The sequence below is a fragment of the Gordonibacter sp. RACS_AR49 genome (assembly GCF_030418435.1).
Classification (GTDB): domain Bacteria; phylum Actinomycetota; class Coriobacteriia; order Coriobacteriales; family Eggerthellaceae; genus Gordonibacter; species Gordonibacter urolithinfaciens.
In genome coordinates this window covers 487,604-508,311 of the sequence record NZ_JAIUDM010000001.1, presented here as the reverse complement: position 1 = coordinate 508,311, position 20,708 = coordinate 487,604, and the positions used below count along the sequence as shown (strand labels likewise).

The window sequence follows — 20,708 nt, the reverse complement described above, 5'->3', positions numbered from 1 at the left end:
GAACGGATCGCGGCTGAAAATGTCGAAAGGGGATTGTCCCTTTTCTCGACATTGCGATAATCCGATTTTCCCAACCGAGAAAATCCTAACTTTCAATACCGTATTTCCGTAGGTGAGGCAGTTGGCAGAAAAGAGGGACCGCCTCCTTTTGGGCTATTTTTGCGGCTCCACGATGTTGAAGAAGAAGTCGAAGTCGACCAGGTGCTCGGTGAGCTTCTTCAGCACGTCGGGGTCGCCTTCTACCTGGATGTTCTTCGCCTGCGCTTCCGTGTCGTTCTTCAGGATGTCGAACATGCCCAGGCGCGGCAGGGTGAGCGTGGCGTCGGTGCCCGCGTCCTGCGCGCCGCGCTCGTACAGCACTACGCCCGAGCGCACCATCAGCACGTAGGGGTCCTCGTCGGTGAACGCGAGGTTCACGGTGAGGTTCAGATCGGCGGCCGCGTTCGCGTCCAGCAGCACCCCTACGTAGTCGAGCATCATGTCCGGCGTCATGGCGCGTAGGATGTCGGCGCTGCCGGTGGCGCGGAACCGCGGATCGGCGTCCACGCCGTTGCGCAGCTCCAATGCGGCGGTGAGGTAGGCGTTGCGCCACGGACCCGACTCGGCCGCGTAGCCCAGCTGTTCGAGCGCGTCGGCGCACAGCAGGCGGGCGAGCTGGTTGGACGGGTCGGCGAACACGAGCAGGTTCGTCACTTCGGCCACCCATTGGTACTGGCCGTCGTCGAAGTCGGCCTGGGCCTTCGCCAGCACGGCATCCGCGTCGCCGAGGTACGCCGAGAGCTTCTGGGCGAATTCCTGCGGCGGCAACGCGTTCAGGTGCACAGGGTTCGCGTCGTACCAGCCCATGTACTTCTGGTAGACGGCTTTCGCGTTGTGCGCGACGGTGCCGTAGTACTGACGCGTGTACCAGCTTCGCTCGAGCGCAGGCGGCAACTGGATCAGGTGCGCGATCTCGTTGGACGTGAGCCCCTGGTTCAAGTACATGAGCGTCTGGTCGGTGATGAACTTGTACATCGCCGCCGTGTTCACGAGGTATTCGTTCAGCTCGTCGTTGCCCCAATGCGGCCAGTTGTGCGACTGGAACGTCACCTGCGCTTCGCTGCCGTAGCGGGCCCTCGCCTCCATGAGGTAGTTCGCCCACGCGTTGCCGTCGCGAACCTCGGCTCCGCGCAGGGTGTAGAGGTTATGGAGCGTTCCGGTGCAGTTTTCGGCCATCCATAACGCTTTGAACTGGGGGAACCACGTATTCATCTCGGCCGGCGCCTCAGTGCCCGGTGTCATGTGGAACTCCATGAGCACGCCGTCCACCTCGCGCCTCTCGCCCGTGGAGACGATCTCGTCGTTCGGCGGAAGGTAGGTGACGGTGCCGGTCGATTGTCCCATGCCGATGCCGATGGCAAGCTTTCCCTGCGGACCCGGCTCCAGGAACGTGCCGTACTGATACCCCGCGCGGCGGCCCATCGCGTTGCCGGCGTAGACGTTCTCGGACACGGCATGCTCGGCGAAGCCGCTGGGAACGATGATCGGGATGTTGCGCGCAGCCACGTCCTCCTCGCTGACGATTCCCTTGATGCCGCCATAGTGGTCGACGTGCGGATGGCTCATGACGATGCCGGCGACGGGTCGCTCGCCGAGATGCTCGGTCACTAAAGCGAAGGCTGCCCGCGAGCATTCGCAGCTCATGAGCGGGTCGAACACGATCCAACCGGTGTCGCCACGCACGAACGTGATGTTCGTCATGTCGTAGCCTCGTACCTGGTAGATGCCCTCTACGACCTCGAACAGACCGTACAGGTGGTTGAGCTGCGCATTGCGCCAAAGGCTCGGGTTCGCGGTGTCGGGCGCATCGGCCGGCTGGCCGTCGACTCCGTCCAGGAACGCGTAGGCTTTCTGGCTCCACACTGCTTTTCCGGCGTCGTCGACGATCTCGAGCGCGTCGGGCGCGGCGATGAGGCCTCGAGTGGCGAACGCGCGCTCCTGCTCGTCGGAGAAGTCGAGCAGCGCGTACACCGCGTCGTTGGCGGCGCGCGTGGTTTCGGTCGCCGGCTTGGGATCGGCCGTGAGGTTGTCGGGCGTAAAGCCCGCAGCGCCGGAAGGGTTGCTCCCTTCATGGGTGTCGCCGGTCGTGCAGCCGCACACGGCAGCTCCGGCCACGAGTGCTCCCGTAGCGAACGTTCCGGCGATGAACGAACGTCGATCGATGCGATGGTTGCAGGTCATGGGAGTGTACTCACTTTCGTTTGGAATCGCTATGAAGCCGCTGGCGCGAGGGTCGTTCGGAGAGGGCGAAGGATGCTCCGACGGCGAGGGCTGCGAGGACGGCTACGAGGACGAACCCGGGCAGGGCGGCGTCGCCGGTGGAGGCAAGGGTTTTTGACGCGGACGTTGCGAGCTTCGCCTCGGACTTAGCCGCAGGAGTGAGGGGTTTGACCTCGGGCTTTACGGGTTCGGGTGTAGGTTCAGGCTTGGGTTCCGGTTTGGGTTCCGGTTTGGGTTCGGGCTGCGGCGCGGCGCTTACGGTGAGCGTGCCGCTTGCGTAGGACACGTTGTAGCACGCCTGGTTGTCGACCACGGCACCCGAGATGGCGATGGTGCAGCTCCCGGCCGACGCCGTGTCGCCCACGACCGTGAGGAGAGGCTCCCGCGTCACGCGGTCGGAGCCCTGAAGGCCGGAGACGTTGTAGCCGAGCTTCGGCACTGCGTCGCCGGCGGTCATGGACGCGTTCTCGGCGTGGAACACGAGCGACGCCTTGTCGATGGCGAAATCGAGCACGGCTGGTTGGCCCGTGCAGGGCGCGTTTTGGGGTAGCGCGAACGTCGCCCGGTAGATTCCGGCTGCGGTGGGCGGCGTGGAGGTGGGTCCGTAAGCTGTGCCGTCGGCGGTCGTGCCGCTGTAGGAGATGTCGAATGGCCCGTCGTAGGAGATGGGATCCGTCGTGCCGGCGGGCGTGTAGACGGCTGACGGCGCCCCCGTGTAGCCCGCCTGCGGATTGCCGTTGTAGACGAGGCCCGTGGCAGTCGCGGGTCCCGCGACGACGCCGTCGGCGCGTTCATAGCGCACGGTCACTTCGATCATGCTGTTCTCGTAATTGCCCATATCGGAAAGCTCCACGGCCACGGTGTCGATCGCGCTCTCCAAGGCGTCGGCTTTTGCCGTGAGCGTGAGCATGCCCGACGCGTCGTCCACCGAAGCATCGGCGAGACCTTCCGTCGTGGACGACTTCACGGTGTGGACGGGTCCAGAGCCCATATCGCCCGGCAGCACGCTTGCAAGGTCGACGGTTGCTACGCCGCTGGGCTGCAGCTGCGCATTCGTATAAACCGTGGCAAGCGGGGCCTTGCCGATGGAGAAGTCGAGCGCGAGCGGGGTCGCGACGACGGGAGCCGAGTCCGGCACGGCGAACTCCACGCGGTAGGCTCCGGCAGCGGCGGGAGCCTGGTCGGTGGGGCCGTAGGCCGTGCCGTCGGCGGTCGTGCCGCTGTAGGTGAGGTCGAAGAGCCCGTTGTAGGTATCAGGGGACGTGTTCGCGGGAACCTGGTAGGTCGCTTGCGGTGTGCCAATGTAGCCCTGCTGCGGGTCGCCATCATAGACGAGCCCCGTCGCGGCCTGAACGCCGCCGATCATGGCGTCCGGCTTCGCCGTATAGCCCACGTTTACCTGAACGATGCTGTCCTCGTAGTTGCCCATTTTGAGCGCCACGGTTACGGTGTCCGATGTTGACAGACCCGCCCCGCCTTTCGAGGTGAGCGTCAGCGTGCCGGTCTTGGAGTCGATGGAGACGGCCGTCAGGCCGTTCGCCGTATGGGCGGTCACCGAGTATGCGGGCCCGCCGCCCAGATCGCTCGGCAGCTTGAGCATGCTTGCGAGGTCGAACTCCCGCTGGTAGCCCGCCGCGTCGATCGTCGGTGCGGAGAGCGGCGAAAGGATGAGCTCGGGTGCCTTCGCAATTGAGAACTCGAGGCAGTTGGGAAGGAGGTTGAACGGTGCGTCGTCGGGAACCGTGAAGACCACTTGGTAGCTGCCGGCGTTGGTGGGGGCGTTGTCGTTGATTTCTTGATATCTTGCGCTAAAGGCCTTGAGGGGGCCGTAATGGGTGCCGTTTATGCCGGTGTACTCGACGTAAAAGGGACTGTGGTATTCCTCTAGGTTGCCGCCATTGCCGGTATACTTGGCTGTCGGATAAACGCCGTTGGGGTAGCCTTGCTGACGCGTGCCATTGTAGACGAGGTCCGTCGCGGCTTCATCGGGAAGTATAAGCTTGCTGGATTCCTTCGAGAAACCGGAGACGTCGGCAGAGGCGCTGTCGCCCCAGAACGGGCCTGTGGCAATGTTCGCGACTGCGAGGATGCAGACGAGCACAAGGGCGAGCGAGTGCGTTGCCACCCTGCGCATCGTCTTGACGCGCTTGCGGGCTGCGATGTTCGTGCTGGCGGTGTTCATGAGGATGCTCCTTGGTCGGGGTGATCGGAGGTGGACTCGTAGGTGGACGGGAGAGGGAGAGGGAGAGGGAGAGGGAGAGGGAGAGGGAGAGGGAGAGGGAGAGGAAGCGGAGACTCTCCAGTAAGCGCTTCCCGCAGGTCGGTTCCCATCTGACGGACGCGAGCCGCTTCGAGCTCGGTCAGGTAGCCGGAGCGCACGGCCATCTCCAGGTAGTAGCGCACTTCGTCGATAGCGGCTGAGGCCTCGCGAGCGCGAGACGCCTGGGCAGCGTCGGCCAAATCTTCCAGATCGCGCGCCGCCATGCCTGCGCGCACGCCGGCGGCCAGCATCTCGGCGGCAAGAGGAAAGCGCTCGGGCTTCTCGCGCACGTACCGCACGAGTTCGGCCACGCGGATGGCGAAGTCGAACGCGTCGTTCGATCGGTTCATGGAACACCTCCTCTTGTTCGGCCAGGGGATCGTGAAACGTTCCCTGTATGACACGATATCGGTGCCCGCCAGCGAAAAGTATCATCCGGGATGAGGTTTTGGCGATATACTTTTTTCTCAAAAGGGAACGAGGGGGATGCTATGGAGCGCGACGACGCAGAGCTGATTCTGAGCGAGAAGTTCGCACCGGCGGACCTTCCCGACGTGTGCGCGCCGCGCCTGCGGGTGGTGGATGCCATCGGCCGAGCCGTCCGTGCGCGGCGCTTCGTGTACCTGGGCGCGCCGGCGGGCAGCGGCAAGACGGTGTCGGCGCTGCTGTGGTTGAAGCAGGCGAAACGCGCGTGCGTGTGGATCGGCCTCGACCGCTACGACGATGTGCCCTCGGTATTCTACAAGCAGCTTGCTTGGGGCCTCTATTCCATCCAGCCGGATAACGCAGCCATGCGCGCCGTGCTGGAAAGCCCGACGTTTTCCGCATCGCCTGTGGAGCACACGGTGCAGCTTGTGATGGAAATGCGTCCGCTCGAGCGTCGCTACGCGCTGATCGTCGACGACATGCATCTCATTCACAACCGCGAGATCGTCAAATCGCTGCCCGCCGTGCTCCGCCGCCTGCCCGGCGCGTTCGCCGTGCTGCTGCTGTCGCGCGCCGAGCTGCCCGAGGAATGGCGCGCGCTCGGCGGCGCGGAGGGCCCGGCGGTGCTCGGGGCGGATGATCTGCGATTCGCGCCCGACGAGATACGCGGCTACTTCAACGCGCTCGGCCGCTTTCCCACGCCCGACGAGACGCGTCTTGTGCACGCGGCCACCGAGGGGTGGGCCATCGGCGTGGCGGCGCTCGCGAAGTCGGATCGCACGGACGGACGCAACGGCCACTACCTGTTCGCCAGCTATTTCGAAGAGCAGGTGTGGGGTGCTTGGGACGACCAGCTGCGCGCGTTCTGCCTGGCCACCAGCGTGGCGGAGGAGTTCGACCCGACGTTGGCGGCGCTGCTGTCCGGGCGCGACGACGCCCAGGAGGTCATGGAACGCCTCGCCCGCACGAACACCTTCCTCTCGCGGTTGCGCGGCGACACGTACCGTTACCACCACCTGTTCCGCGATTTTCTGCGCGAGAAGGCCACGGAGGCGGGCGTGGATCGCGTGGCGCTCTGCAAGCGCGCGGCCGAGCACTTCCGCGACCGGCACGACTACACGCGTGCCCTGCGGTTCTGGTTCGAGAGCGGCGACTTCTCCGGCATGGACACCTACCTGCTGCTGTTCCTGTTCGAGAACGCGCGCGGCTCGGTTGCCGACTACGCGGACTTCCTGCGCACGCTCGACATCGAGTCGCTTCCCGCCGACGCGTACCGCGTATGCCCGCCCTTGCGCGTGTTGGCCGCGTGGTACTTCTATCTCACCAGCCAGCGCACGGCGTTCGAGCACCACCTGGACGAGCTGTACCGAGCCCTGCCGCGCATCGCGGCGTCGGACTCGCGGTTCATGGAGTTCGCGCTTCTGGCCTACAGCGTGGACCACCGCACCACCATCATCGAGAAGGCGCGGAAGTTCTCGCTGTTCGGCCGGTTCGTGAGGCGCTTCACCCCGGCGGGGCTGGCCACCGAGATCGCGTCGTTCACGCACAACCTGCCCTATCCGCATCGCAGCAACGTGGATTACTCGGCAATCGTGCTGGAAGACGGCGGCATGGAGCTGATCGGCCGCACGTTCGCACCGCTGCTGGGGGCGGAATGGGGCTACGTGCGTCCGCTGCTGCCTGCATGCTTCGCCTACGAGCGCAATCGACTGGACGAGGCGCTCGCTGGCCTGCGCGAAACCGAGAAGGCGCTCGTGCCGGAGAACCGCGAGGACGGGCGCGTGTGCATCATGGTGATGAAGCATGCGACGTTGTGGCAGATGGAGCGCGAATCGGAGGCTGCGGCTGCGCTCGACGACCTCGTGGCGCTCACGGAGACGGGAGCGCCGCATTTCCTGCCCAACCTGAAAGCGTACCGAGCGAAGCTCGCGCTGTTCAATGCGGACAAGCGCGCGGCGCGTGCGTGGCTGGACGAGTACTTTGTCACCGATGTCGAGCGCATCGAGTTCGTGCGCTCGTTCCAGCACTTCACCACCGCGCGAGCGCTCATCGTGCTCGGGGAGGCGGACGAGGCCGAACGCTTGCTGGAACGCTTGCGGGCATTCGGGCGGTCGTTCAACCGCCCGCTCGACGTGGGCGAGGCGTGCGCGCTCCTGGCGGCGCTGTTATGGGCTGCGCGGCGACGGGCCGAGGCTGTGGACGTGCTGCTCGAGGGGATGGAAGCGCTCGCGCCCTACGGATTCTTCCGCGTCGTGGCCGACGAGGGCGCAGCGGTTGAGCCGGTGCTGAAGAGCCTGGTCGAGCGTCTGGCGCGCCCGGGCTACGACGGGCCGCTCGAGCGCGCGTTCGTGCAGGAGACCTACCTGGCCGCGCACGATCGCGCGCGGCGCTTCCGCGGCGTATGCGCCAACCTCGGCGTGCGCACCAAGCCGGTGAAACTGTCGCCGCAGCAGAAGCGCGTGCTAGAGCTGCTTGCGCGCGGCCTGCGCAACGCCGAGATCGCCGCCGAAACCGGCCTCACGCTGCCCACGGTGAAAAGCCACGTGCAGGCGGCCTACCGCAAGCTGGACGTCCACGCCGCGCCCGATGCCGTCCTGCGCGCGCGAGAGCTGGGACTGCTGTAGGGGCGGTTCGCTCCGATCAGGGGGGCGGGACATCCCAATCTAGGCGCTAGGTGCTCTGGTTTGCCACGAAATTTCGATAATGTACGAATGTGCATCGTACGTGAAAAACGCGACCTGGTCTTTTGCATCGAGACGCTGCCGTCGTCCGTAAAAGACCGTACATTATCGAAATTTTTTGCCAAAAATGAAGAGGATTGCGAAAAAACGCCGTACTATGGCACCATGCCTCTCGTTTTGAGCCACATATCGGCGCTTGAATACTGGTTGTCCGTGCGCAGGGGGTCGCGCAGCTTTGTCAGGGTCTCTCGTGCGCGGTCGCTGCTTTCGTCTGTACCGAGCCTTTCGTCGGAAAAAGTGCTCGGACCTTGGTGGCTCGCCCGTCCGCTGCACGCCATCGTGGCAGGTCAAGAGCTACGACGTCCGTCCAGCGAGTTCGTATGCCACGTGTGGAGCGGCCCGCTGCCGAAAGGATCGGTGCTCGACACGCAGAACGGCTTCTGCGTCTGCTCGCCCGAGCTGTGCTTTTTGCAGATGGCGAATAGCCTGTCGATGGTCGAGCTGATTATGCTGGGTTTCGAGCTGTGCGGCACATACGATGTGAGTGACGGCGATGTTCGCGAGTGCCAGCCTTTGACGTCCGTTGCGAAGCTGTCGGCGTTTGCCGAAAAGATGCACGGGGTGAACGGTCGCAAGAACGCGCTCGCCGCTCTGAAGCAGGTGGTCGGCGGCTCCGCTTCTCCGCGAGAGACCGCACTGTGCATGTGCCTGTGCCTGCCGTATCGGTTGGGAGGGTATGGGTTCGAGAAGCCGGAGCTGAATCACCGTATCGACATTCCCTCGACGTTGAAGTCGCATGTGCGCCAAAGCTACTTCGTGGGCGATCTCTGCTGGCCCGAGCGCCGCCTTGACGTGGAGTACGACGGCTCGCTTCATTTGGACGCGGACCGCAGGGCGAGCGACGAGGCGCGCCGGACCGTCTTGGAGACGATGGGGTTCACGGTGGTTGCGGTAACCAGGAAGCAGTTCAACAGCGTTGCCGCCACACATGCGGTGGCCGAGACGCTGGCGCTTCACCTGGGGCGACGTCTTCGATTCAGAGATCCTTCGTTCTCTCAGGTTCGATTGAGACTGCGGACCAAACTGTTCGAGGGATCGCGATACGGCTTGTCGCCGATGGGCGATCCTCTCAAGTGAGAAGCGGCGTCGCCGGTCGGTCTCATGCTTGACCGACCGGACGTCCGTCTGCGAGCTATTCGCTTCGCAGCGCTTCCACGGGGTCTTTGCGGCTGGCGGCACTCGAAGGGATGAGGCCGGCCAGGAACGTGAGGAACACGCTGATGGCCACCAGGATGACGGCCGCCTGCCATGGCAGGGAGGCCACGTTCGCCACGTCGAACAGCGAGTAGACGATGGCGTTGGCGGGTATGCAGGCCAGCGCAGTCAGGCCGATGCCGATGACGCCGGCCGTGAAGCCCACGATGATCGTCTCGGCGTTGAACACGCGGCTGATGTCGCCCTTGCTGGCGCCGATGGAGCGCAGGATGCCGATCTCCTTCTTGCGCTCGAGCACGCTGATGTAGGTGATGACGCCGATCATGATGGACGACACCACGAGCGAGATGGCCACGAACGCCACCAGCACGTAGCTGATCATGTTTACGATGTCGGTGACCGAGGACATGAGCGTGCCCACGAAGTCGGTGTACGTGATGACCTTGTCGTCCTGCCCTTCGGCGGTCATGCGATCGTTGTAGCCGTCGAGGATCTCGATGACCTTTTCCTTGCTCTCGAAGTCGATGGGGTAGATGTCGATTCCGCCCGGCTTGGCAGGGTCGGCGTAGCCCAGCTTCTTGAGGTTGTTGTCGTACGAGGTGTCCTCGGTGTTCATGAGTGACATCATCAGCTCGCCGAGCTCTTCCTCGCTCATGTTCATCTGGAAGGCGTCTTTGAACTTGTCGGGGTCGATGGACATGGCCGAGGCCATATTGTTCGCCATCTGGTTCATCGATTGCTGGAGCGCGGCGGTCACCTGCGATTGCAGCTCGTTCGCCATTGCCCCCATGTAGGTGGTCATGGTGGTTTGGACGTACCCTTGCAGGGCGGTGGCAAGCTGGGCCTTGAGGGCGTCCTGGTCGACCATGCCCTGGATGGCTCCAGCGATTTGAGCTTGGATCTCCGGTCGGTTCATCCATTCCTGGGCGCTTTCCGGTTTGGCGTTGGGGTCGTACGACGGATTGGCGCTACCGTCGGGCAGCGTTGGGGAATTGCTCTCGTAGAAGCCCTTCAAGTAACCTGCATAGCCCTCCATAAGCTTGGACATGAGCGCCGACACCTGGTCGACCGGCAGGTCGATGTTGAGCGATCCGGCGATCTCGTCCATGTTCGGCTCGGGAGCGGCGGGCATGTTCTGCAGGCTGCCTTGCAGGTTCAAGGCGTTGGACATGTCCACGGACAGCTTGCTCTGGTCGATGGTGAACGCGGCCTGTATGGCATCGCCGTCGATGGTGAACAGCGAGTCCATATTGAAGCCGCTCTCCTCGGCCTCCTCGTCGTCGAAGGATTTGCCGGTGAACACGTTCGTGTCGGGATGCGCGATCTGGTCCTTCACGATGGCGCTGTCGGCGGCCTGGTCGATCACGTAGGAAGTCAGCGAGGCGGGGTAGTTCAGCCCCGAGCTCAGCATGGTGGCCGTCGCGTCGTCGCGCGGCTGCACCACGCCCACCACGTGCACGTCCTCGCCGTTCGCCACGAGGTCGCGCATGTAGTCGGTGTCATCGGTCTTGTCTTTCCACACGTTGAACTCGTCGTCGCGCTGGTAGTAGTCGGCGGCGTTCACCAGCTTGAACGTGACGTCCAGAATGTCCTCGTAAGAGGGATCCGCCAGGTCGGAGGGGGCTTCGATCTCCTCTTCGGCCGCGAACTTCTTCACCATGTCGTCGAGCTCGGCGGGGTCGCGCAGGCCCAGCGTGTACAGCATGAGGTCGCTCATGCCGCCGTTGCCGGTGAGCACGAGCACCACCTCGGTGGGGCTCTCAGGCCAGCGTCCGGCCTTCACGTCGTACTGGTTCTGGTAGAGGCCCGGGTCGCTCGGCATCTCGTAGAACGTGTCGGTGCTCATGCTCATGGACATGAGGCTGTTCGAGCTCGTGGAGGAGCCCAGTCCCAGCGCCGAGAACGATTTGTCCGGATTCACCTGTCGCAGCTTCTCGGTGTTCGAGCTGTATATCTGCGGCGCCACGTTGTAGGTGTACTCGATGGCGTTCGTGTACTGGTCGATGTCGCTCTCGCCGGAATCGAGGTACTCCTTGAGCGAGGCCAGGTCGTTCGACCCGATGCTCGACACCATGTTCGACACCATCTCCACCACATGCACGGAGTCTTCGCCCTTGTCCTTGGCGCCACCCGAGGCCTCCCCGCCCTCGCCCGCCGCGCCGAACATCATGGACGTCATGTCGAAGCCGGTGCTCTGGATTTGCAGGGGGTACTCGGAAAGCGTCTCCTCCTCGACCGATTTGATGTAGTTGTTCACGCCGTTGGCCAGCGCCAGGATGGCCGCGATGCCTATGATGCCGATGGAGCCCGCGAACGCTGTCATGAGCGTGCGGCCCTTCTTCGTCATGAGGTTCTTGAACGACAGCGCGAGCGCCGTGAGGAACGACATCTTCGTGCGGCGCACGGGCTTCTCGCTTACGCGCAGGTCTTCGGCAGTGGGAATGAACGGGTCGGTGTCGCTGCGAATGACACCGTCGGAGAGGTTCACGATGCGGGTGGCGTACTGCTCCGCGAGCTCGGGGTTGTGCGTGACCATGATGACCAGGCGGTCGTTCGCGATCTTGGTGAGCAAGTCCATGATCTGCACCGACGTCTTCGAGTCGAGCGCACCGGTGGGCTCGTCGGCGAGCAGGATCTCGGGGTCGTTGATGAGGGCGCGCGCGATGGCCACACGCTGCATCTGGCCGCCGGACAGCTGGCTCGGCTTCTTGTTCACGTGGTCGCCCAGGCCAACCTGCTCAAGCGCGGCCACGGCGCGGTCGTGCCGCTCGGCGCGCGACACGCCCGACAGCGTGAGCGCCAGCTCCACGTTGGAGAGCACCGTCTGGTGGGGGATGAGGTTGTAGCTTTGGAACACGAAGCCGATGCGGTTGTTGCGGTAGGCGTCCCAATCCTTGTCTTTGTACTGTTCGGTGGAGATGCCGTCGATGACGAGGTTGCCCGAGTCGTAGTGGTCGAGGCCGCCCACGATGTTGAGCAGCGTGGTCTTGCCCGAGCCGGAGGGGCCGAGTATCGCCACGAACTCGTTGTCGCGGAACGACACCGACACGTTGTCGAGCGCGGTTTGCGTGAAGTCCGCCGTGGTGTAGGACTTGCATATGTTGAGCAGTTGCAGCATGAGGAGCCTTTCAGGGCACGCTTCGTGGAGGAAGCGCAGGTGTAACGCAATGGTTGATAGTCCGTCAATCATGCTCGATTCTCCCGCTTGCCCGTGCTGAGAATCCCCAATCTTCACCGAGTTTACCGAACGGTTACCTTTGACGCGCGGTTTCTGGAGGGCCTATTTCGGAATGCCCCCGGGTGCGTTGCCGCTTTGCCTTATAATGTGTGGTTCGAATGAAGGAAGGAAAACGTCACGATGAAGGCACTCGCGCGCGCATGGTCACCGGTGAGCCTTGCGCTGTCTTGCGTCCTTGCGAGCATCGCCCTGTGCCTGCATGCCGACAACATTCTGCTGTACGCGCTCGAGAAGGCCGGCGCTGCTGACTTGTTCGTCTGCGCTTTCCTCGGCGGGGCGGCGGCGCTCTGCCTGGCTGTGGCCGTGTCGGCGCACGACGACGAGCAGCGACGGTGGTCTATCGGTGTGGGGTTGGCGAGCGCCGGGGCGGGCATCGCCTTCGCGCTGCTGCTGGACGCGCTGCCGGCACCGATGGTGTCCGTGTGCTCGGGCGGGCTGCTGGGCTTCGGCCTGACGTGCCTGCTGAGGCAATGGGGGCGCTTCTACCGCTCGTTCACGTTCCAAGGCGCGCTGCTTAATACGGGGCTGTCGTTCCTGCTGGCGTCGTTGTGGTGGTTCGCCATGGTGCATGCCGGCTCGCCCTTCCTGTTCTGCCTGGGGCTCATCGTGCTGGTGCTGAGCGGCGGCCTGCCGCTTCTGGCCAGCGACATCGTGCGGGCGGACGAGGTTAGGGCAGGGTTGCGCGACCGTGAGGAACGGTGGGTGCCGCATGTATCCATTTGGCAGGTCATGCGCCAGGGATGGGCGGCCGTGGTGGGCCTCATGTTCAACTTCTTCGTCATCGGGCTGACGTTCTGGCCGCTGGCCGCCGGTCCGGGCTCCGGCATTGTGCCGAAGCCCTTGGCGTACGTGCTGGTGGTTGCAGTGGTATGGCGGGTTGCCGCGCGCGTGCACGAGCCCCAGGGCGGCATGCTGGAGGCGTTCTACCGGGTGGCGCTCCCCATAGCGGCGACTTTGATGCTGGCCAGCCCCTTGCTGTCGGGGCTGTTCCCCGGCTTGGACGGGATGGTGCTCTCGATTCTTTCGTACTTGGGCGTTGCGACGATCAACGTACTGGGGCTCGTGGTGCTTTTCTGGTCTGCGAAAAGCTCCGAGGTGGGGTTCTCGAAGATGTTCGCAGCGTTCTGTGCCAGCTGCGCTGCCAGCTTGGCGCTGGGCATGCTTGTATTCCAGCTCTTGGGGCCTGGGGCTTCGCGCTGGTTTGCGCTGGTGCTGCTCGTGGCCTATCTGGGGGCCGTGCTGCTGGGCGAGGTTTGGCGTACTGCGATGCGTGCGCATGCGGCAGCGCCGGGTTCCTCGGGCGGCGAAACCGCATGCGAATGCGAGGCGGTCGATGCCCTGGAGGGCGGCGACTGACGGCGGCGGGGGGCGGCGGGGGCGTGGCCCGCGTCGTGCGGCGCGATGGCCTGCGCCGGGTGGTCCTGTGCTGATTCTGGGAGTCCTTCCTCGGCGGTTTCCCCTTCCCGCGGAGTGGGAGTATCATTGATTCCGGCAATGATGGTAGCTGCGGTGCCGGCTGGCGCGCAGCGTGACTCCGAGGAGGAATCATGGACGAGCGAGTGTACGAGCTGCTAAACGACCAGATCAACAAGGAACTGTATTCCGCCTACCTTTATATGTCGTTTGCCGACTACTACGAGGACGAGGGGCTGTCCGGTTTCGCCAACTGGTACATGATCCAGGCGGCCGAGGAGCGCGACCATGCCCTGATCTTCCGCAAGTACCTGCTGGACAACGGCAAGTCCGTGCAGTTGAAGGGCATCGACCAGCCCGACAAGACGTTCTCGTCGTACCTCGGGCCGCTGGAGGCCGCGCTCGAGCACGAGAAGTACGTGACGAGCCTGATCAACGACATTTACGGTGCGGCCCACGACGTGAAGGACTACCGCACCATGAAGTTCCTGGACTGGTTCATCGAGGAGCAGCTGGAGGAGGAGGCGAACGCCGAGGACATGATCACGAAGATGAAGCTGTTCGGCACCGATGCCAAGGCGCTCTACGACCTGGACCGGGAATACGCAGCACGAGCGTATACGGCGCCCACGCCGCTCGCGAACGCGTAGCGCACAGACGCGCCCTTCCGGCAAGCGGACGGGCGCGCGGTTGAAGATAGAAGGGGTCTCCTCGCAGGGGGATGACGAGAAAGGGTCGCAGGCTTTGGCTTGCGACCCTTTTGCTTTTGGTGGGCGATAACGGATTCGAACCGCTGACCTTGTGCGTGTAAAGCACCTGCGCTCCCGCTGCGCCAATCGCCCTTGTCCCGCAACGCGTCGGATGACGGCGGGTCATTCATTCTCCCACAGAATGCTGGTTCGCGCAATGCAGCGGGCCGGCGCAGCATTCTTTCATTTTCCATTCGACAGGCGCTGTTGCGATACGTGACGGCCGTTGGTGCGCCAGGCGCCTTGGGCGCATCGCGCGGGCGGGGAGGTTTTCCACCGTCCGTGTTCCGCGCGCGGTCCCCGGTACGCCCGCCTCGGCATCGGGGGTTTTGGATTTCCGCTTGACCCATGCTGGATCCACGTTGGATCCGTGCATGGTTCCGACGGTCGGGATGCTGGAAACGTACAAGATCGGGGCGGTTCCGCGTGGAGTGCCCTGACGGTTCCCGGGCAAGGTTGCGGATGCATACTGGGAGCACGGAATCCCGGATGCGGAGGCGACGATGAGACGAAGGAAGACGACGGTGGCGGGCATTGCCTGCGGCGTGCTGTGCGCGGCGTGCGTGCTCGCCTATCTGACCAGCGTGCGCGGCGAGGCAGATGCAGCCCGTGCGGAAGCGCTTGCCCGGTACGGGGGCGAGCAGGTGGAGGTATGCGTGGCGCGGCGCGACGTAGCCGTGGGCGAGAAGCTCGACGCAGCGGCGGTGGAGACGAAGCTGTGGGTGGCCGACCTGCTGCCCGCCGATGCCGTTCGCGCCGCGGGCGATGTGGTGGGGCGCATGGCAACGTCGTCAATCCTGGCGGGCGAGGTGCTGTCGCTCAAGCGGTTCGGCGAGGTGTCGACCTCGATCGACGTCCCAGCGGGTTTCGCCGCGCTGAGCGTGCCGGCGAAGACGGTGCAGGCCGTGGGCGGCGCGCTGGCGCCGGGGTCGCGGGCCGACCTGTACGCGTCGGGTGACACGTCGACGACGGCCGTGGCGCGCGACGTGCTGGTGCTGGCCACGAGTGCGGGCGGGGCCGACGGTGCGGTGACGGCCGACGTGACCTGGGTGACGGTGGCCGTGGAGCCGGAATCGGTGCAAGAGGTCATCGCGGCTTCGCGGAAGGCGGAGCTGTACTTCGCGCTGCCGGCGTCGGGTGACGCCACGGGGGGCGGAGGGGCTGCCGGGTTGGCCCTTGGCTCGACGGTCGGTTCGGATGCTTCGAGGGAGGGGTCGCGATGATGCCGACAGTGGCGCTGTGCGCGGATGCCGAGAGCATCCGAAGGCCCGACCTCATCGGGCTGGCAGGCGAGAGCCTGGCGCGACAGGAATGGCTGCGGCTGTTCTCGTCGGGCGAGGAGGCGCGGCGGTTCCTTTGCACGGACCGCAGCGTGGCCGAGGCGTGGGTTGCGGGCTGCGACGACGTGGAGCCCATCAACCTGGCGGCTGCGCTCAAACGCGATCGGGCGGACCTGCGCGTGTGCCTGCTGGCTTTCCAGGGAACCGGTTCGCTCATGAGTCGGGCGACGGCCGCCGGAATCGACGCGTCGCTCACGCGCCAAGCGTTCGTCGAGCGCTATACCGCGTCGAAGCGCCGGCATGCGCTTGAGGGAGTCGCGAGGGAGCCCGGCCTAGCATCGGGCAAGGCCCGTATGGTGGGCGACGATGCGGCGCGGGCGATGCGCGAGCACGGCCAGGGAAGCGGCACGCCTGCGTTTGGCGGAGCAGCCGCCTCGGGAGGTGCCTTCGGCCGAGAGCCGATTGCGGAAGGCCGGGACTCCGGTGCTCCGCGCTCGGCCGTGCGGTTCGCTCCGGTCCCGGCGACAGCTTCCCGGCCGGCGGTTTCGGGGCGCCCGGCGTTCGTGCTGCCGGTGGTGAGCGGCTCCGGCGGTGCGGGCAAGAGCACGGTGGCCGCGCTGTCGGCGCTGTTCGCCCAAGGTTTGGGATACCGCACGCTGCTGCTGGATTTCGACCTGCGCTTCGGCGATGCGCACGAGCTGGTGGGCGTGCCCGACGCGCTTGCCGTGGACGAAGCGCTGTCGGCGCCCGCGCGGCTGGAGGGGCTTGCGCCCGATGGGCTGGTGCCTGCGGTGCTCGCCGCGCCGAAGCGGTTGGAGGATGCCGAGGCGGTGGTGCGCGAGGCGCCGCGTTTGCTGGACGAGCTGCAGGGCCGCTTCGACGTGGTGGTGGCGAACACGGGCGCATCGTGGGCGGAAGAGCACGCGCTGCTGCTCGAGCGCTGCTCCAAGGCGCTGTTCCTGGTGGACCAGCGGCCCTCGTCGCTGCGCGCCTGCCGGCATGCGCTGGAGCTGTGCTCCCGCTGCGGTATTGCCACGGGGCCGTTCCTGTTCGCGGCGAACCGCTGCGCCAAGGGCGCGCCGCTCACGTCGATCGATGTGTCGTGCGCGCTGCGCGGCGTCCCGGCGGTGGAGCTGCGCGACGGCGGGAGCGAGGTGGAGGAGCTTATGGGAGCTGGTCAGCCGCTCGACCTCATCGCGGTGAAGAACGACCTGTGCACGAGCTTGGAGCACGTGTTGGTGGATATCCTGCCCGGCTGCGAGGGACGCACGCTCTCCCTGGCCGAGCCGAGCGACGGACGCCGGGAGCGCCGATTCGGCCGCAGCCGGCGCCGCAGTGGAAGGAGGGGTGCCCCATGTCCCTGCTAGAAAGGGTGGAGCGTGCGGGTAACGGTGCGTGCCCTCGCGAGGGGGCGGAGGGGGCTTTGGGCCTCGACGCGCTGAAGGAGCAGGTTCAGATGATCGTGTCCGCCGACGAAGTGGCGGCTCTGCAGGCAGAGAATCCCGGCCGTGCGCGTAGCGAGGTGCGCAGCGCCTGCCGTCGCGTGTTCGAGAGCCTGGCCTGGGCCGATGTGCCAGCCGCGCAACGCGCGCGACTGGAGGGCGAGCTCTTGGACACCGTGTTCGGCTTCGGCCCGCTGGAAGGGCTGCTCGCAGACGACACCGTCACCGAGATCATGGTGAACGGTCCGCGAAGCGTGTACTTCGAGCGTGACGGGCGGCTGTACCGCAGCGAGCAGCGCTTCGCCGACGAAGATCAGCTGCGGGCGCTCGTGGACCGCGTGCTGGGACCGCTGGGCCGCCGGATAGACGAGTCGTCGCCCATGGTGAACGCGCGCCTGCCACAGGGCCACCGGGTGCATGCGGTCATCCCGCCGCTTGCGCTGGACGGCCCCGTGCTCACCATCAGGAAGTTCGCACAACGTGTGATGACGCTTGCGGACATGGAGGCGCTCGGGTCGTTCGACGGGGCCATGCGCACGTTCTTGACGTGGGCGGTGCGGGCCCGCAAGAGCGTGGCGGTGTCGGGCGGCACGGGGTCGGGCAAGACCACGCTGCTTAACGCGCTGTCGTGCGCCATCCCGCACGAGGAACGTATCATCACGATAGAGGACTCGGCCGAGCTGCGGTTCCTGGAGCACCCGCACGTGGTGCGGCTGGAGGCGCGTCCCCGCAACGCGGAGGAGCGCGGCGAGGTGACGATCCGCGACCTGGTGACGAACGCGCTGCGCATGCGGCCCGACCGCATCGTGGTGGGCGAGTGCCGGGGTGCCGAGGCCCTCGACATGCTGCAGGCCATGAACACGGGGCACGACGGCTCTCTTACCACGTTGCACGCGAACTCGCCGGAGGAGTCGGTGGCGCGCCTCACCACCATGGTGCGCTACGGGGCCGACCTGCCCGTGGACGTGATCGAGGCGAACATCGCAAGCGCCATCGACCTGGTGGTGCAAACAACGCGAGCGTTGGACGGCTCACGGCGCATTGCCGAGGTGGTAACGCTGTCCTACGACCGCGAGCGGCGGCGCTGCGTGGTTGACCCCCTGTTCAAGCGCAGGGAAGCGGAGGCGCGCGGAACGTGGGCGGCCGTGCCGGCATGGATAGCCGACCTGCCGTTGCGGGGATGCGCCGGGCGGGCGGAGGTGGACGCATGGATGCGCGCGTGCTGCTTGGCGGCCTGAGCGCGGGGCTGGCGTTCGCGTCGGCGGCGCTGCTGGCCTCGGGCGTGCGTTCGGTCGTGCCGCGACGCCGCGATGCGGCGGATATGGCGCGCGGAGCCGACGCGCCGCGTGCCGGAAGGCTGGCGTGGCGGCTCCGCAACGGCTTCGCGGTGGCGAGCCCGATTGCGGAGCGGCTGTTGGCGAGCGCCCGCGTGCGGCGGTTCGCGGGAGGGGCCGTGCAGCTACTGGCCGAGCGCCGCTACGTCACCACCGAGCGGGCGCTGCTCTCCTGCATGGTTGCAGCGTGCGTGGTACTGGGCGCCGTGGCCTTCGCGGCTACGGGGAGCGCGGTGGGCGCGGTTGCCATCGTGGTCTGCGCGTTGGCGGGGGCGGCCGGGCTCGCGCGCGCGGCGGCCGACCGGCGCGGCGACTCCGTGCGGGACGCCGTGCCTGATGTGCTGCGGTCGATGGGAACGTGCTTCGATGCTGGTCTCTCGCTGCAGCAGACGCTGGCCCAGGTAGCGAGCGAGGCGGACGGGCCCCTGCGCAGCCTGTTCGCGCATGGGGCCCATGTGCTGGACACGGGCGGGAGCGCGACGGAGGCGCTCGGGGGACTGCGGCAAGGCTCCGGCGCCTCGGAGCTTGCGTTCGTCGCGGTGGCCCTGGACGTGCAGCACCAGACGGGCGGCAGCATGAGGCAGGTGCTCGATGCGGCGCGCGACTCCGTGGAGGGCGAGCTGGCGCTGCGGCGCTCGCTCAAGGTCCAGACGGCGCAGGCGAAGTTGTCGGCCCAGGTGGTGAGCGTGATGCCGTTCGCGTTGGTGGCTGTGTTCTCGCTGGTGAGCGAGGACTTCCTGTCCCCGTTCTTCGCCAGCCCGGCCGGTTGGGCGCTCTTGGGCCTGGCGCTGGGCATGCAGGCGGCGGGCGTGGGCATGGTGCGGCGCGTGCTGGCGGCCGGGGCGGCGTCGTGAGCGGGGCGGAGGGTTTGGCGGCCCTCGCCTGCGCGTTCGCCGGCGTATCCGGCGCATGCCTGGTGCAGGGGGCGCTGCGGCGCCGACGTGCAGCCGATCGGCGGCGGGCGGCGCTCGGCAAGGCGGACGCCGAAGCAGCAGGCGGCGCGGTGTCAGGCGGGTGCGCCGGGGCGGTTGTGCGCTATGCGGCGGATCTGAGCCGCCGGCTCGCATTTGGCGCGGTGCGGCCGCTCGCCGTGCCGGTACAGCCGGGTGGGAACGGCCGGCAGGCTGCGGGCTCGGCGGTACCTGCGGCAGGCGGTGCGGGGACGCCGGCGGATGCGTGCGGCGCCGGTTGGTTCGCGGCGCATGCGCGCAAGGCGGGCCTTGCCGACGGGGTGAGCCCCGAAGGATTTCGCGAGTGTCGTGTGCGCCTGGCTCTGGGGCTCGCCGCCGTCGGCGGCCTGGCGGGGGCGGCGCTGTCGAACGAGCTCATGGCACTTCTCGGCGTGGTGGGGCTTGCGTCGGGTGCGCTGGCTCCACGCTGGGCCGTGCGCGATACCGAGCGGCGGCGTGCGCAGGAGGTGGAGCGCCACCTTTCGGAGATGTTGGAGGTGACGGCCCTGGGTCTGCGCAGCGGGCTGTCGTTCGACCGCAGCTTCGAGCTGTACGGCGCACACTTCGACACGCAGTTTGCGAAGGCCTGCGCGTCGGCCCGGCGCCGCTGGTCGCTGGGGCTCACGACGCGCGATGAGGCGCTGCGCGATCTGGCCGCCACGTATGACTCGGAGCAGCTCGCGCGCGTGGTGGAGAGCATGGTGCGATCTCTTAGGTTCGGCTCCTCGCTGGCCGGGAGCCTGGAGGCGGCTGCAGCGGAGGCGCGCGCCGAGCATCGCGCGCGCCTGGAGGAGCGGGTGGCGAAGGCCCCGGTGAAGATGATGATGCCCACGGGCGCCCTCATCCTCCCGGCTATGCTGCTGCTGGTGCTGGGCCCGGTGCTGCTGGAGCTGGCGAACGGGGTTTGATGGCAGCGCGGCAGCGGCGGGGCGGCTGTGGAGGCCGACTGGGGGATGGACTTGTTGAGACGAGAGGAGCGTTCGATGAAGAAGCGGATGGCAGCGGGACGGGTGGCGTGGGAGCGCTGGAGCGAGCGGTTTCGGGTGGATCTCCTGCGCTGGGCGGTCGCCTGCCGGGCAAGACTCGTGCAGGCGAAAGGGCAGGGTACCACCGAATACGCCATCTTGGTGGGCGTGCTGGTGGTGATAGCCATCCTGGCTATCACGGTGTTCCGCCCGAAGCTGCAGGAGCTGTGGGATGCCATAGCCAGCGGCATCAACGGGCTGTGAGCGGCGATCGCGCTTGGCCCCGGATGGGGCCCGACGATGAGCAAGGGCAGGGAACGGTGGAGTTCGCGCTGGTCACAGCCGGGCTGCTCGCGGTTATCGTGGCATGCGGGGCGCTCTGGCGCTCCTTCGAGGGAGGCCTGTTCGTGGAGCACGCGCTCATAGCGGCGTCGCATCACGTGCAGGGCGCCGCCCCGGGAGCGGTGGCGGACGTGTTCCTGTACTAGGCGATTGA

The 20,708-nt window shown here is 66.3% G+C and carries 15 protein-coding genes and 1 tRNA gene; 11 read left to right on the top strand and 5 right to left on the bottom strand.

Going from position 1 to position 20,708, the window contains the following annotated elements; all coding sequences use genetic code 11:
- Positions 1 to 153: 153 nt before the first annotated feature.
- Genes LB310_RS02180 through LB310_RS02170 form a run of 3 tightly spaced genes read right to left on the bottom strand, consistent with a single transcriptional unit; the run spans position 154 to position 4,869 of the window.
- Positions 154 to 2,220 carry an alkyl sulfatase dimerization domain-containing protein gene (locus LB310_RS02180; protein WP_278805346.1) on the bottom strand — a complete coding sequence of 689 codons (2,067 nt, stop codon included), beginning with the start codon at positions 2,218 to 2,220 and terminating at the stop codon, positions 154 to 156.
- A 10-nt stretch (positions 2,221 to 2,230) separates the two neighbouring features.
- Complete coding sequence (locus LB310_RS02175) at positions 2,231 to 4,441, bottom strand: MBG domain-containing protein (protein ID WP_278805345.1); 2,211 nt, start codon at positions 4,439 to 4,441, stop codon at positions 2,231 to 2,233.
- The gene (locus LB310_RS02170; protein WP_301154290.1) at positions 4,438 to 4,869 is read right to left on the bottom strand and encodes a four helix bundle protein; all 432 of its coding nucleotides are present in this window, start codon (positions 4,867 to 4,869) and stop codon (positions 4,438 to 4,440) included. The genes LB310_RS02175 and LB310_RS02170 overlap by 4 nt, the downstream gene beginning before the upstream one ends.
- A 141-nt stretch (positions 4,870 to 5,010) precedes the next feature.
- On the opposite strand from LB310_RS02170, the gene LB310_RS02165 reads away from it, so the two are divergent.
- Together LB310_RS02165 and LB310_RS02160 are read left to right on the top strand one after the other, a co-directional pair.
- A complete protein-coding gene (locus LB310_RS02165) occupies positions 5,011 to 7,569 on the top strand; it encodes a LuxR C-terminal-related transcriptional regulator (protein WP_301154288.1) in 2,559 nt (852 codons plus the stop codon).
- An 87-nt stretch (positions 7,570 to 7,656) separates the two neighbouring features.
- On the top strand, positions 7,657 to 8,763 hold the full coding sequence (locus tag LB310_RS02160; RefSeq protein WP_278805342.1) for a DUF559 domain-containing protein: 1,107 nt from the start codon (positions 7,657 to 7,659) through the stop codon (positions 8,761 to 8,763).
- Between the two features lie 55 nt (positions 8,764 to 8,818).
- Here LB310_RS02160 and LB310_RS02155 read toward each other — a convergent pair whose 3' ends face one another.
- Positions 8,819 to 11,959, bottom strand: coding sequence for an ABC transporter ATP-binding protein/permease (locus LB310_RS02155; RefSeq protein ID WP_278805341.1), 3,141 nt, complete (start codon positions 11,957 to 11,959; stop codon positions 8,819 to 8,821).
- Positions 11,960 to 12,199: 240 nt separating this feature from the next.
- Between LB310_RS02155 and LB310_RS02150 the strand changes: the two genes are divergently transcribed.
- Together LB310_RS02150 and LB310_RS02145 are read left to right on the top strand one after the other, a co-directional pair.
- Positions 12,200 to 13,435, top strand: coding sequence for a hypothetical protein (locus LB310_RS02150; RefSeq protein ID WP_278805340.1), 1,236 nt, complete (start codon positions 12,200 to 12,202; stop codon positions 13,433 to 13,435).
- A gap of 191 nt (positions 13,436 to 13,626) precedes the next feature.
- Positions 13,627 to 14,142, top strand: coding sequence for a ferritin (locus LB310_RS02145; protein ID WP_087190038.1), 516 nt, complete (start codon positions 13,627 to 13,629; stop codon positions 14,140 to 14,142).
- 117 nt (positions 14,143 to 14,259) lie between these two features.
- Here LB310_RS02145 and LB310_RS02140 read toward each other — a convergent pair.
- Positions 14,260 to 14,334: transfer RNA gene (locus LB310_RS02140), tRNA-Val, on the bottom strand.
- Positions 14,335 to 14,744: 410 nt separating this feature from the next.
- On the opposite strand from LB310_RS02140, the gene cpaB reads away from it, so the two are divergent.
- The 7 genes from cpaB (at position 14,745) to LB310_RS02105 (ending at position 20,700) form a co-directional block, all read left to right on the top strand.
- Entirely contained in the window at positions 14,745 to 15,464 is a 720-nt protein-coding gene (cpaB, locus tag LB310_RS02135; protein ID WP_278805339.1) for a Flp pilus assembly protein CpaB, read from the top strand.
- Positions 15,461 to 16,888, top strand: coding sequence for a chromosome partitioning protein ParA (locus LB310_RS02130; RefSeq protein WP_278805338.1), 1,428 nt, complete (start codon positions 15,461 to 15,463; stop codon positions 16,886 to 16,888). Before cpaB ends, LB310_RS02130 begins: the two co-directional genes overlap by 4 nt.
- Entirely contained in the window at positions 16,876 to 18,201 is a 1,326-nt protein-coding gene (locus LB310_RS02125) for a CpaF family protein (RefSeq protein ID WP_278805337.1), read from the top strand. Before LB310_RS02130 ends, LB310_RS02125 begins: the two co-directional genes overlap by 13 nt.
- A complete protein-coding gene (locus tag LB310_RS02120) occupies positions 18,171 to 19,151 on the top strand; it encodes a type II secretion system F family protein (protein WP_278805336.1) in 981 nt (326 codons plus the stop codon). Before LB310_RS02125 ends, LB310_RS02120 begins: the two co-directional genes overlap by 31 nt.
- A complete protein-coding gene (locus tag LB310_RS02115) occupies positions 19,148 to 20,155 on the top strand; it encodes a type II secretion system F family protein (protein WP_278805335.1) in 1,008 nt (335 codons plus the stop codon). Before LB310_RS02120 ends, LB310_RS02115 begins: the two co-directional genes overlap by 4 nt.
- A gap of 75 nt (positions 20,156 to 20,230) precedes the next feature.
- The gene (locus LB310_RS02110) at positions 20,231 to 20,476 is read left to right on the top strand and encodes a hypothetical protein (protein ID WP_278805334.1); all 246 of its coding nucleotides are present in this window, start codon (positions 20,231 to 20,233) and stop codon (positions 20,474 to 20,476) included.
- Between the two features lie 56 nt (positions 20,477 to 20,532).
- A complete protein-coding gene (locus LB310_RS02105) occupies positions 20,533 to 20,700 on the top strand; it encodes a hypothetical protein (protein WP_224767945.1) in 168 nt (55 codons plus the stop codon).
- Positions 20,701 to 20,708: the final 8 nt, after the last annotated feature.